The 13,445-nt window shown below is 52.1% G+C and carries 10 protein-coding genes, 1 tRNA gene and 3 other RNA genes; 1 reads left to right on the top strand and 13 read right to left on the bottom strand.

The window, feature by feature from the left end; translation table 11 throughout:
- Positions 1-471 precede the first annotated feature (471 nt).
- Positions 472-1,797, bottom strand: a complete 1,326-nt coding sequence (locus QEN32_RS01060) for a uracil-xanthine permease family protein (protein WP_001136082.1) — start codon at positions 1,795-1,797, stop codon at positions 472-474.
- Between the two features lie 57 nt (positions 1,798-1,854).
- A complete protein-coding gene (locus QEN32_RS01055) occupies positions 1,855-2,979 on the bottom strand; it encodes an aryl-sulfate sulfotransferase (RefSeq protein WP_000940804.1) in 1,125 nt (374 codons plus the stop codon).
- A 149-nt stretch (positions 2,980-3,128) separates the two neighbouring features.
- On the opposite strand from QEN32_RS01055, the gene QEN32_RS01050 reads away from it, so the two are divergent.
- Positions 3,129-4,136 (top strand): substrate-binding domain-containing protein, encoded by a 1,008-nt coding sequence (locus QEN32_RS01050; RefSeq protein WP_197392670.1) that lies wholly within the window; start codon positions 3,129-3,131, stop codon positions 4,134-4,136.
- On the opposite strand, the gene QEN32_RS01045 is transcribed toward QEN32_RS01050, so the two are convergent.
- The 11 genes from QEN32_RS01045 to QEN32_RS00995 form a co-directional block, all read right to left on the bottom strand.
- Positions 4,127-4,245: non-coding RNA, RtT sRNA (locus tag QEN32_RS01045), on the bottom strand. The two genes, QEN32_RS01050 and QEN32_RS01045, sit on opposite strands and share 10 nt — an antisense overlap.
- A 34-nt stretch (positions 4,246-4,279) precedes the next feature.
- A non-coding RNA gene (locus QEN32_RS01040) (RtT sRNA) lies at positions 4,280-4,413 on the bottom strand.
- Positions 4,414-4,447: 34 nt separating this feature from the next.
- Positions 4,448-4,581: non-coding RNA, RtT sRNA (locus QEN32_RS01035), on the bottom strand.
- Positions 4,582-4,616: 35 nt separating this feature from the next.
- A tRNA-Pro gene (locus QEN32_RS01030) sits at positions 4,617-4,693 on the bottom strand.
- A gap of 90 nt (positions 4,694-4,783) precedes the next feature.
- Entirely contained in the window at positions 4,784-6,475 is a 1,692-nt protein-coding gene (gene eptB, locus QEN32_RS01025; protein ID WP_023260169.1) for a kdo(2)-lipid A phosphoethanolamine 7''-transferase, read from the bottom strand.
- 217 nt (positions 6,476-6,692) lie between these two features.
- On the bottom strand, positions 6,693-7,220 hold the full coding sequence (gene lpfE, locus QEN32_RS01020; RefSeq protein WP_017441629.1) for a long polar fimbrial protein LpfE: 528 nt from the start codon (positions 7,218-7,220) through the stop codon (positions 6,693-6,695).
- 5 nt (positions 7,221-7,225) lie between these two features.
- On the bottom strand, positions 7,226-8,290 hold the full coding sequence (gene lpfD, locus QEN32_RS01015) for a long polar fimbrial protein LpfD (protein ID WP_183046614.1): 1,065 nt from the start codon (positions 8,288-8,290) through the stop codon (positions 7,226-7,228).
- 17 nt (positions 8,291-8,307) lie between these two features.
- The gene (gene lpfC, locus QEN32_RS01010; protein ID WP_023206185.1) at positions 8,308-10,836 is read right to left on the bottom strand and encodes an outer membrane usher protein LpfC; all 2,529 of its coding nucleotides are present in this window, start codon (positions 10,834-10,836) and stop codon (positions 8,308-8,310) included.
- A 22-nt stretch (positions 10,837-10,858) separates the two neighbouring features.
- On the bottom strand, positions 10,859-11,557 hold the full coding sequence (gene lpfB, locus QEN32_RS01005; RefSeq protein ID WP_001082125.1) for a long polar fimbrial chaperone LpfB: 699 nt from the start codon (positions 11,555-11,557) through the stop codon (positions 10,859-10,861).
- Positions 11,558-11,641: 84 nt separating this feature from the next.
- Positions 11,642-12,166: a long polar fimbrial major subunit LpfA gene (gene lpfA / locus QEN32_RS01000; RefSeq protein WP_217804451.1), complete on the bottom strand. Its 525-nt coding sequence runs from the start codon at positions 12,164-12,166 to the stop codon at positions 11,642-11,644.
- 517 nt (positions 12,167-12,683) lie between these two features.
- Positions 12,684-13,388: an autotransporter outer membrane beta-barrel domain-containing protein gene (locus tag QEN32_RS00995; protein ID WP_000637073.1), complete on the bottom strand. Its 705-nt coding sequence runs from the start codon at positions 13,386-13,388 to the stop codon at positions 12,684-12,686.
- Between the last annotated feature and the right edge of the window lie 57 nt (positions 13,389-13,445).

Here is a 13,445-nt window from a genome sequence, read left to right as displayed (position 1 = left end):
GGTCAGTAGTGAGAGGTGGGGATTCCGTTCGCATAATCGACTGAGTTGCAGTGCGGATTCTCCATAAAATGCCCCTCATTCCCTACAATCTGTCAATAGAATGTCAAAACGTCAATACAGGTAACCAGCTTTTACAACAACGGTGAGAATTAACAAACAAAGATTAAAAAAAGTTCAGAAGGGTATTTTCAGCAGGGAAATTTGTGCTATAGGCAGAAAGGCAGAGTTATTCACTTAATATTTTGCAACAGTTAGTGATTAACAATTAGACATTAATTGAAAAATTTCTTTCGATATGTTGATTATCTGAGCGATTAATACCACTAACGCTAAAACGCACAGGCGAAAATGCTGAGGTTATCCATAAGCCGTGTGCAAAAAAGAGTTACCCGGACATTGAAAAACACCATCGAATATGTCACAAAATTGTAAATAAGTAGGCCGTCGTGCGGCCTACCGCGATCACAAAAACTAACTTTTGACCCTGGCCTGCGTGCGCTTTTCGCTCCAGTTAAACAACGAGTTCACCAGAATCGCCGTCAACGTCCCCGCTGCCATACCGTTGCCAAAGACCATCTGTACGCCCGCCGGAAAATTCTGATACAGGCCGGGTACCAGTATAGGAAGCATTCCCATGGCCAACCCCATCGCCAGCGCGTAGGTTTTACCCGGCGTATGCAGTGGCTCACGCGCAATCATATCAATGCCGATAACCCCGATAATGCTGAAGACAATCACCGCCGTACCGCATACCACCGAACCTGGCAGACAGGTCGCCAGACGTACCAGCGGCGCGAATATGGCAATCAGGATTAACAATCCTCCGGCAGCCGCAGTCACGAAACGCGATTTCACATTAGTGGTGCGTACCACCCCAATATTTTCGCCGGAGGTGATAATTAAGGAGGTGCCAAAAATCCCCCCCAGCAGCGACATTACCGCATCACCACGAATGGTACGTGGAATCGTCTGCTGCACATTTTGCGTGGAATTGACTATTTCCGCGGTCGCAATCGTTTGCCCGGTTGCTTCAGCCATAGAGATGACCGCGTAAATCAGTAACGGTAGCGAGGCGGAGAGATCAAAAATCGGCCAGCCGAACGGCAAAAGCTGTGGGAAACTAAACAGCGGCCCGTGACTAACACCGCTAAAATCGGTGCTGCCCAGCGCCATTCCCAGCAGCGTTCCCGCTAAAAGGCCGAACATCACCGCCAGCTGGCGCAAAATACCGCTAAACGCCAGCGCGAAAATCAGCGTTATCAGGATAGTTCCCAGCGATAAAATGATACTGGTTGGATGAGCGAAGTCGGCGCTCCCTGGCTGGCCAATGATCAACCCGCCGTACAGGCGAATAAGGTTAATCGACACCATTAGCAGCATGATGCCAATGATAAAGGGGGGAAAATGGTGCAGGCAGCGGCGGAAAATCGGCAACGCGATAAAGTAGAACAGCGAGGTCAGAATTACGGCGCCAATCGCGGTCTGGATATTGGTCTGTAAAGCGATCGCAACGAAAATCGCAATCGGCGCGCCCCCCGGTACCATAATAAACGGCAAACGCGCGCCCACCCCTTTCACACCCAGGCTTTGCAAAATAGCGCCCAGACCGCACATCAGAAAGGTCGCGCTAAGTACCGAGGCGGTCACCGTATCGGTAAAGTGGAGCGCTTTGGCGATCAGAAAGACGGAGGTAATGGGGGTGGCAGCAACGACCAGCACATGCTGAAGCGCCAAAAGTAAGGTGGTTTGCCAGGGTAATGCATCGTTATCCGGCGTAGTAAGGCCAGGTTGCGGCATGATTAACTCCCATAAAACATCAAAAAAATAACCGCCAGCGCGGGCTGGCGGTCTGTATTATTTCAACCAACTAATGGCATCAGCGGCATAGCGATGCGCACGGAAGGCGCTGTTCTGTTTTCCAGGAATAATGCCTTTACTGAGGTGCTCCGGATATTCATTAAAGAACGGAATGATATATTCCCATACCGTTTCGCCTTCCGGGGTGACTTCAAACAGGCGGCCAAACGCCGATTCACAGATAAAGGTGTTGCCGTTCGCCAGCCGCTGCGCGCTCCCCATATACGGCGAGAAAAACGCCGGCGGGAAGATATCGCGATACTGCCAGGTAATCGCTTTGGTCTGCGGATCGAACTCCAGCACCGTGGAATGCGGCGAGGTGACGCCGGGACGCAGGTTGCCGTTATCGAAAACCAGAATCGACCCGTTCTCCATCTCAACCGGCGTGTGCTGCTGCGCTACGACTTCCGGCCCTGCATGCCAGATAACCTTCCCGCTCTCTTTATCCACGGCAATGACGCCGGAAGTGGTACGCAGGCTCATCAGTACCAGGCCATCACGGGTGACGGACAGTCCGTTAATCATCGGCCAGTGGCGGCGGTCGAAAATATCATGAATCGGGAAATCTTCCGGATTCAAATGCTCCCAGGCACGCCACTCCCAGACCACTTCACCGTCGCGATTGACCTCTTTGACGACGTCGCTCTGAATCACGCCGTCCGGCGCATCGCGGCGCGGGTCGCCGCCGGTAACACGGGCGGCGATATCGGCAGGTAACGGCGACGCGGCGGTATACAGCAGATTACCGTTCGCCAACCATTGCGCATCATGGTGATGGTAAATATCTTCGTAATGCCAGACGATTTCGTTATCCGGCGTCACTTCGTAGAAGTCGCCGCCGTGCCAGAGATCCCACGCCGGATAGAGGTTCGCTGAAGTGCGGTGGCTGCCGTTATAACCCAGATTACCGTTCGGCAGCAGCACCGCATCACGCCCGGCGCGAACCGGAAGCTGCCACTGATGCGCGACTTCGCCCTGCTCGTCCACCAGGTAAACCCGCCCTTCGGCGGTTTGCGGCGCAAAAAGCGTATAGCCGCCAAAGCTCTTCGCCTTATCAGCGTAGATAAGGCCCGCCAGACGGCGTCCAAGGGTGAAAGTCGAATCCTGAGTTAAGTGTGCCACATCGCCTCCTGAGGAATAAATTTGCGCCAAAATACCCCATTAAAACGTTTTAATGAAGAGTTTTTTACGATCCTCACCGAAAAAAAGCAAACGTTACCGTCTGGTAAATATGCTACCCTGTGCGCAAATTTTCGCAGGTCAGGAAGCAGATGGCTGTTCAAAATAAAAAACGCGCAAAGTTGATTGATGTTGCCCGCCATGCAGGCGTATCGCCAGGGACGGTATCCAATGCCTTGCACAACACCCGCTTTGTCGAGCCGCAGACGCGACGGCGTATTGAAGAGGCCATTGTTGCGCTCAACTACACGCCGAATATTCGCGCCCGCCAGTTGCGAACCGGCAAAACCAATACCATTGCCTTGCTCTCTTCGGTGCCGCTGGCGATTGCCTCCGGCGCGTCACGACTGGGATTTATGATGGAGGTGGCGTTAACGTCCGCGATGATGGCGCTGGAAAAACAGCATGCGCTGATTCTGGTGCCGCCGGGGGCAAATCCACTGGATGCCGTCAGCTTTGACGCGGCGATCCTGATTGAGCCGGCGGAGAACGACCCGCAGCTCCAGGCGCTGGCGCAAGCGGGCATTCCCTGCGTCACCATTGGCCGCACGCCGGGCACCGACACGCCTGTGCCGTGGGTTGAGCTGCACTCGGCGGCAACAGCACAGCTTCTGCTCGCTCATCTGGAGGCCTCCGGCGCCAGAAAATGTGCGTTATTTGTCGGTAACACACGACGAACATCAGTTCTGGAGAGCGAAGCGGCTTACCAGCGCTGGTGCGCGGGGCGCCAGGACCCCGTCGTCTACTCTCTCAATGAAAACGAGGGTGAAAATGCCGGCTACCAGGCCGCGCAGCAGCTATTACAGGCGCATCCCGACGTTGACGGCGTGCTGGTGCTGATCGACACCTTTGCCAGCGGCGCGGTACGCGCTTTTCAGGAACAGGCAGTCGCTATCCCGGAGAGGATGCGCGTGGTCACCCGCTATGATGGTATCCGCGCGCGCGAATCGCTGCCGCCGCTGACGGCAGTGAATATGCATCTTGATGAGGTGGCCCGACAGGCAATCACGCTATTATTTGATTTGCTAGCGGGCAAGAAGGTCAGCCACAGCGACGGGATCATGCCTGAACTGGTGGTGCGGGCGTCAACCTGCCGGTGATAGAGGATGGCTCGCCCTGCGGGCCGTTGCTGACGCAACGTTCTCTCGCTTCGCTCGGGTCGAACCTCTTGCCCCCGGAGGTTCTCATCCTCGTCAGACTTCAGATACAAAAAACCCTGCTCGTTGAGCAGGGTTTCTGAATTTGGTCGGTGATAGAGGATGACTCGCCACTGCGTGGCTCGCCCTGCGGGCCGTTGCTGACGCAACGTTCTCTCGCTTCGCTCGGGTCGAACCTCTTGCCCCCGGAGGTTCTCATCCTCGTCAGACTTCAGATACAAAAAACCCTGCTCGTTGAGCAGGGTTTCTGAATTTGGTCGGTGATAGAGGATGACTCGCCACTGCGTGGCTCGCCCTGCGGGCCGTTGCTGACGCAACGTTCTCTCGCTTCGCTCGGGTCGAACCTCTTGCCCCCGGAGGTTCTCATCCTCGTCAGGCTTCAGATACAAAAAAACCCTGCTCGTTGAGCAGGGTTTCTGAATTTGGTCGGTGATAGAGGATTCGAACCTCCGACCCCTTCGTCCCGAACGAAGTGCGCTACCAGGCTGCGCCAATCACCGAATGCGGGCGCATCTTACTGCTCAGGCGCACGCCCGTCAATCCCTTAGTCGCAAAATACAATTCAATCGGCGAGAAAGTCGGCAGACAACCTACTTCGCGGCGACTTTCTGCGCATCGGGAATATGGCACCAGTTGTTGTTCTGGTTAATGCCGCCATCCGGCGATGTATACCCCAGGCAGCCCATTATCGTATCGTACAGCTCCACATGACGACGCGGCACTTTGATCTCCGCCTGCTGTTTCAGGTGAGCGAACATCTGCGCATGTTGCGGACTGGCAAGATATTTATCCGACATCCATACCAGCATCGGAACACGGAATTGCTCCGGCGGCGCCATATTGCGCGGCGTACCGTGCAAATGTTCGCGTTCGTTAATCGACTCGCCGTGGTCAGCCGCGTAGAACACAATCGCTTTTTTATCACGCAGCTGATCGAACACACTGGTAATAAAGTGATCCACATAGGTCACGGAGTTATCGTAAGAGTTGATCATCTGCGCTTTCGTGCAGCCGCTATCGACCCCAATACATTCGGGCTTCCACTGAGCGTAGCTGCGCGGATAACGTTGCGTATAGTTAAAATGCGACCCCTTAGTATGCAGGATAATCAGATGCTTACCCTCCGGGTTCTGGGCAAGCGAGTTCTGCATCTCATCAATCAACAGCATGTCATCAACCGTTTTACCACGGTTACGCGGCTCGGCGCCGATCTGCTCGCGGTAGGAGATATTATCCGCCATGGTATTGCTATAGAACCACATCTCGCTCTGCATGGCGTACAGATCGGAACTGAATCCGAGCTGTTTAAGTACGGCAAAAACATTCTGCTCTTTTAAGGTACGCTGCGGGTTATTATCCGCCCCGCCTTCCCGTACAAACATACAGCGTAAAGAAAGCTTCGTCGCGGTATCGCAGGAATAGCCGCGGAACGCCGCCAGATTTTTTTCCTGCGCCAGCTTCGGCGTGGTATTACGCTCGTAGCCGAAAATCCCCATGTGATCCCAACGGGTCGTCTCACCGATAATGAAAACAACGTAGGTGTCATCCCCATCCTTCGGCGCAACATAGGTAAATTTCCTGGCCGGGTTTATTAACGAATTATTGTCCGACGATTCATCTACCTGCGCCCAGGCATACAGCCCTAACGCAGATAACCAGTTTGAAGGCAGATAGGAGTTCGCCACCACGCCGCCATAGCTGGGTAAGTCGATGCCTGTCGCCCGTTCAACCTTTTTTTGCTGTATATCCAGCAGGCGGATAGGCGCCCACACCATTACGCCTGCGAGTACCACTACAGCGGCGCTGCGAAAACGCTGCCCCGGCGTACGTAGCTGGCGCAACAACGTGTAGCGACAGTGGTTACTCCAGATAAAGATGAGCGGAAGCACGCTCACGGCAATCAGCCACAATACGAAGTGCAGCCCCACCACCTCTTTCGAGAGATCGATATCGGTGGTCATAACAGACGCAATAATGCCGTAGCCAATCACCACGTTCAGGAAGGTCATGTAATAACTGGCGCCAGCGGAAAACAGCACCACCAGCGTGGCCAGCACACGCCAGGCACGTCGGCCAAACAGTGAAAGAAGACGAAGTAAGAAGAAAGTGACCAGCACCGTGGCGCCAAGTTCGACAACTGCGGAGAGGCCTTTCCAAATGGTAAATTCTTGCGCATAACTGCCGAAACGGCGGTAAAACACGGCGCAATTCATAAACAGACCGATATAGAGCGCAAGCAAGAAACTAAGTTTCTGTTGCGTCATCGATTTAATGTATCTCATGCAAACAAACCCTGGGAATCGGGATAAAAACGACCTGTACAACGATTCTTTAATCAAACAGGTAAATATGCGGCTAACGCAGATGTAAGAAAGTCTACAAGCACGGTTAAGTAGACCACAAGCAGAGGGGAAAGTGGCAACGGAGAGTGTGATCGGAGAAGATTTTTACAAAAAATCACTAAAAATGGAAAAGGGCCAGCGAACTGGCCCTCAGTGATTATTCGTATGTGACGCTAAAATTCACCGTCGCATTCGCTGGGCCAACGGTGGCATCCGGCTTAACAGGCACATAGCTGGCGATATAGTTCAGCTTGTTAGTACCATCAAACCAGACGGTGTGTTCTACGGGCGTAGAGTCGGTACTGGAGGGGTATTGTTGCACCTCGCCAGACGTTTTAATTTTTAACGCCACGCCCGTCGCGCCGCCGCTATCCAGGGCAAAAAGCGAGGGGTCAGTCGGGTCTGGAGAACCGTCCATCGTAACGCTGGCCTTTGTGGCATACGCGCAATCTTTTAAGCCGATGCTAAAGTTTTTCTGGTTCAGCTCTTTACCCACTTTTACCGGGCGCTGAAGCACCACAGTCTCCATATTGACGTCGATACTGTCGTTTTCCAGTTCACAGGTAGCCGCCTTAATAGTAATGGTAAAGTGGATATCACCAGCAGAACCGATATTCGACGGTGCCGCCATCGCGGAAGTGGTAAGCAGTAAACACGCTGGCATCAAAGCATGAAGGTTTTTCATCCTGCTTACTCCACATCAATACGCATGGTGGCAATTCCCTCGAAATCCCCGGCGGCCGGCAATTTGCCGGTGGTACTGATGGGGTAAGCTGAAATGGTCGTTGAGGCGGTACGGTGCGTGTCGTCAACAAGACCCGATACGCTCAGCTCCTGATTAACACTGGCGTCATTTGGCACCAAAATTTTACCGTTAGCACCCTCAATGATGGCACCGATATCCGGGTTGCCCATGTCGATGGCATTCGAATCATTAGCGTTTGGCATTCCCTCAATACGCAGGAAGATCTTTACGCCATCGGAAATATTGGTGCATTTAAACTGCAGCTCTTTGGTGAATTTCGTGGCGTTCTTTGCAACTTGTCCTTTGCGATCTTTAAAATCAGTGGCCTTAAATTCCCCAAACGGAATTTCCAGCGTGCTGCCGCTGGAGAGCTCACAGCCCTGTGGAACAATGATGCTCCCACTTAAATATACGGATGCCAACGGACTGGCATTATAAACGTCTACTTTGTGGGTTCCAAACAAGTCCAGTATCTTTGTACTCGGTATTTGCAGTTCACCGACAAATGGGTGATTAATATAAAGAGATAATTTTCCTTTGCTTCCTGTTGTAAACCGTACATCACCCACAGTGCAGCCTGCTCTGGCGGCGGACAGATTATCTAAATTAGAAAATGGCGCTGTTTTATAATCCTGATAGTGTCCCTGAACCCAAACATCGACTGAAATCTGGATATTATTATTGATAATAAAATATTGGCGTTCGCCTTCGCTGTGGCCAGGAGCGAGGGGGGAAGTAGCTTTATAATATGTCGATGCCGTAGCAGTCCCCTCTGGACATTCACAAACAGCATCGTAATCCCCCCCTAAATCCCACGACCAAAAATCACGGAAAACCATACCTGAGGCATTCTTGGACGTATCGGTGATGGTTTTATTCAGCGTGGCCGAAAAAACATGAGTCCCGCCGTCAGGCGTACACGCCCCCCAATCCGCTGCCGCCAGCGCCTGGCCAGAAAACAGCACCAACCCACCCAGCAGGCCCGCAAACATCATCAACTTTTTCAACATAATCGTTTCCTTCCCTGTTACCGGCAGACGGCATTCGCCATCACCACGCCGGTATTATCCTGTTGTTCCGGCAGCGTAAACGCCACGCGGCATTGCTGTGCCTGGTCTTTACCCCAGTTCACCTGAAGGGCACCTTTCTCCGGCATCCCGCTGATATAAAGCTGACCGTCTTCACCCACAATGCTGCTGGACTCTTTTGTGGTATCCAGCAGCGTGGCGGTAGCACCAAACGGCACCGCTTTGCCATTGGCCTGCGTCAGGTTCATCAGCACGCGATAGCCCACTCGGGTATCGAAGCGGGCACGAACAATCGCGCCGCGCGTCGGCACTACGTTGACGGAGGCGGTATCCAGGTCAACCTGGTTGTTCAGGCTGTCGCTTCGCAGTGAGACTTCCGTTTCACGGTACGGAGTGAGATAAGGCACGACCGCATTACCCATCCAGTCCACTTCCACACCACCGTTGTTGATCACGTGCGCGCCGCGCGCCCCCGGTGCGGAGATAATGGCCATGGATTCACCCAGCGGTTGAGAAAGAGTGATGCCTTCGCTATGGGCTATCACACCGCCGCGCAAACCGTAGTTCACCTGCTGGCCGTCACGGTTGTAGTTGTAACCCAGACTGGCGCTACCCACGCCGCCCTGGTAATCCAGGTTCACGCTGCCGCTGTTACCCACGCCGTTGCTGCCGTAGCCTTCCTGCACGCTATAGTTCAGGTTGTGGTCTTCCAGCGCGGTGCCGCTCACCCCTAACTGCTGGTTGGTTCGGCCATGCTGATCGGTCGTGAGGTGGTAGTTACTCCACACGCGTCCCAGTGGAATCGACATGGAGAATGACAGTAAACGATCGCTCTCATCCCATTCCGGGCTTTTCGTCCAGGTGTAAGCAACGCTGTAGTTCACGCGGCCAATACGGCCGTTATAACCGGCATTCAGCGAACGCTGTTTACCTTCATCGTTCCAGTAGTCCTGCTGCGTGACGTTAAAATAGACCGAGCCCCAGGCGCCCAGTTGCTGCGTTACGTTGCCCTGAATCTGACTACGTTTGTGATACTGGCTATAAGAGCTGTCCGCATCGCTGCGCACATCCGTCGCTTCCTGGAAGGTGTAATAGCCGCTGGTCGAATACTTGTAACCCAGCAGACGGAAATCGGTACCGCTGTTAAAGCTCTTGGAGTAGAGGAAACGATAAGACTGACCTTCCGAATTCTCCTCATTTGCCAGCTTGCTTTTTGCCTGGGTTACATCGATGGAGATCGCGCCGATATAGCCGAAGTTTTTACCTAATCCTCCCGCCAGCGAGTAATAGTCGTCAGAGAAGATCGCACCACCGTAAACGGTAAAGCCATATGGCAGGCCGTACATGGCATCAAGCTGCCCGAATTTCGGCTCGGCGCTGTTATAGTTCCCGGCACGGTATTCCCCGGCGGAAAGGCTGTACTTGAGATGGCCTTCACGCTGGAGGAGCGCCACCGAGGAGAACGGCTGAACGAACTTCTGCTCACTGCCGTCCGATTCTTTAATGGTGACCGTCAGGTCGCCGCTGTTTGAGGTTGGATACAGGTCGTTAATTTCAAACGCACCCGGCTGAACAAACGTACGGTAAATAACGTAGTTGTTCTGCTCAACGGTGACTTCGGCGTTACTTTTGGCAATACCCCGGATGACGGGCGCAAACCCGCGCTGGCTGTCAGGCAGCATCTCTTCGTCAGAAGTTAACTGCACCCCGCGCATCTGAACGCTGTCAAAAATATCACCGGCGGTGGAGGTATCCCCCAACGTCAGCTGTGATTTCAGCGGCACAATGGCGCGGCTTAGGGATGTGCCAATGTTATCCCATGTGTTGTTACCGTCGTTTCGCGTCCAGGTACTATAGTTACGTAATCGCCATGCCCCCAGGTTCATACCGCTGCGCAGGTTCAGATAGTAGCTGTCGCTGTTGTAGTTGGTCTCACTGTCGTGCGCGTCATAGCTGGCGTTGCTGCCGGAGAAGTTATAATCCACCAGCAGGGCATTCACCCCTTCGTCCCACTGCGATTCTGGCACCGTACCGCGCGCTGTCTGTTTCATCGCAGCCTGCGGGAAGCTCATGATCAGGGTCTGGTCTGCAAAATCGAAATGGCTGGCGGCCTGGGGAATAATGTCGTCAAAAGCAACACAGGCTTCAGGCGGGGCCATTTTCAGCGCCGGGAAGCTATCAATACGCACGCCCATATCTTCAAGCTGCACGCGGCTTAAGCACGGCACCAGGGATTCACCCATTTTTGCGCGCTGCGCCTCTGTCGCTGCCTTAAACTCCAGGGTGCGAGACTCCATTTTTTTTTCGTTGACCACCACCGAGACGCGGTATTTACCTGGCAGGTGTTCAGCTTTATTGGATTCATACATTGAAAGGTCAACGTGCTGATCAATACCCGGCACATCCTCCAGAAAGCGCGGGTTAAATGTTCCCGCATACGCGGGGAGCGTACTCGCTATCATCAGCGCAAGCGCAGACTGCGTGAAACGCGAGGTCTTATTGCCCAGAGGAAGATGCGTCCATGTCATAGTAATAATCCTTTAAAACGTGTTAGTTAACGCGCTGTGTCAACATGTCGCCAGCCGTGCCAAAGTCATTAATAATGTTGTATTTAACTTCGCTTACCTTGCCGGTGCCGGCTGGCAGTTCAATATTCAATGAGCCTTTTGCCGGAACCATTCCCGTTTTTTCAATATCACGGCCGTTGGCATAAAATTTATTAAACGTCAGGTTAAAGGCAGATGGGTTTTCCACTTTGATCTGGTTAGCCCCTGCGCTGGTGAACTGCAGTTTGTTCCAGCCGTCCATGCTATTGCCTTTCAGGCCCGCCGGACGATAGAACAGTTTTAAGCGGGTACGTACGGCGATCTGCAGTACGTTTTTAGCTTCCGCGTCTTCACTTTTGGCAGGAATAGCTTTTACGTTAATCCAATAAACGGACTCGCGATCCTGCGGTAACGTGCTCGTCGTATTAACAATACGTAAAACGTTATTTTTAGTCGGGCTTAATTTAAATAACGGTGGAGTGATGATAAAGGGCGTCTTTTTATTACCGTTAGCATCATCAATCCATGACTGAATGAGAAATTCATCCGTGGTGCTTTTATTATTTACCGTAAGAGAAGCTTCCTTTCTACTACCGTCATAAATAACACGTGTGCTGCTTAATGCCACGCCACCGGCAAAACTGTTTTGAGCAATCAGCGCCAGCACCAGTGCTGTGCAAGATATCAAACGTGAGCGGTTCATGATTCTCTTCCTGAGCCTCCGCTGGAAAAAATGGCAACGGGATTTCCGTTGCCATTATGATTGACTGTATTAACGAAAATTCGATTATTCGTAGGACAGGTTGAAGTCCACTTCTGCGTTACCGTAACCAGTGGTTACAGTATCTTTTGTTGCAACGTAGTTAGCGGTGTAGTACAGCACGGTCTGACCGGCAGCCAGCGTAGTGGTGGATTTACCGGTGTTCATATCAACGGCCTTGTTAGCGTTGTCGTAGATACCGATGCCCACGCCAGTTGCTGCACCTGCTTCAGTGTTAACAGAAACCAGTGTCGCGTCGTCTGCATCTCCAACGCCAGCGAAGCTCACGTTAACTTTGGTGTTAGAGGTGATGTCACAGTCTTCCAGTTTGATTTGGAAAGGCTTGGAAACAGATTTGTCGCCAATGGCTTTGAAGACAGATTTCTTAACCTGACCCAGCACAACTTCCTGGTTCTGAGAGTCAGTAGAAACGACGCATGGCGCGTCAACGATTTCACCGGTGAATTTAATGGTGCCGTCACCAGATTCAGCAGCGAAAGCAGAAGTGGAAACTACAGCGAGAGCAGACAGAGCAAAAACAACTTTTTTCATTAAAAACTCCATTTATGACGGTAGATAACAGAACGCATCCTTAGGATTATCTGCATTCTGTGAGGAAATGGAGTGTATAGAGGTGGGTATTGGATACAATAATTAGTATATATAAAAATAATTTTTAGTTAATCTTAAAAAAAATAGAAATCAATATGTTACAAATGTAACGTACATAAATGTAAATTTTTATTAAGAATAAATTAATATAAATAATATATTATTTCTTCTGATTCATAAATAAGTTAAATGCCTTCCTTATTTATTAGACGTTTTTTTAACTCCAATTGATTAGGTATTTGTGCTAAATAAAAAAAAGAGCACCAAATGGGTGCGCTATACGCCTGGTGTTGCATGTGTTACGCAGACGCTTCGCTAACCCCCTCCCGCTGCGGCTGGCGAATAGTGGTGGAAACTGCCAGCAAGATGATTAACAGCGCAAAGATAACGCAGAAGGTTAGCACCCTACTTCCGCCACAAGATCTGTTATCACAGCGTTTCGATGGTAATTTTTAAGTTAAAACCTGGCGCTCACCCCCAGGGTGTACAAATAATCGCTATCCGTAGCGCTGTTTTCCGCCTGGGAAAACGCCGCATACGCCGCCATGTGCGGGTTAAGTAACACGTCCGCGCCTACGGTGACATCCAGCCAGTTTCCCGCCTGATTTCCTGCGGTCATACGACTCAACCCGGACTGCGCTTTCCAGATATTTTCCCCAAACTGTTGGTTATAGCTGATTTGCGCCCAGGGACGGACATCGCCGAACTGCGAGTTTACCCGCCAGCCTAACGTACTGACGCTGGCGTGCCATAACGGATCGGTAAGCGCTAATGTCGTCGCGCTATCGCCATATTCGTTATACATTGATGACGTCGAACCGTCGTAATGCAACGCCGCGACCGGCCCAGTGGTCACACGTCGGGAAAGCGGAAAATTCCAGCCCATACTGATACCGCTGGTCGCATCAAGCGGGGTTTCATCCGCCAGGCTAAGCACCGGCCCCACCGTATTTTGCGTAGACTGAATACGTTCGGCCAGTATGTCGTTGTAATTCGGTTGGTGATCGCTGTCCCAGGTATAGCGTTCCGTCGTATGCCCCGGAGCCGCTTCAGCGATATATTCTTGTTGCCAGGCATACGTGGTATTGATAAAAAACGAGCAGGCCATAAGGCCCGCCAGACAACGCAATGTCCGGCGACCACGGCGTTTTCTTACAATCATCAACGCGACTCCAGAGTAGAGCCGAATTCGGCGATATTATTGTCATTGAATGAAGGA

The sequence above is a fragment of the Salmonella sp. SA14318 genome (assembly GCF_029866905.1).
Lineage (GTDB): Bacteria > Pseudomonadota > Gammaproteobacteria > Enterobacterales > Enterobacteriaceae > Salmonella > Salmonella enterica.
Note: the sequence above shows the minus strand (reverse complement) of the source record. Positions and strands in the feature narration are given on the sequence as shown.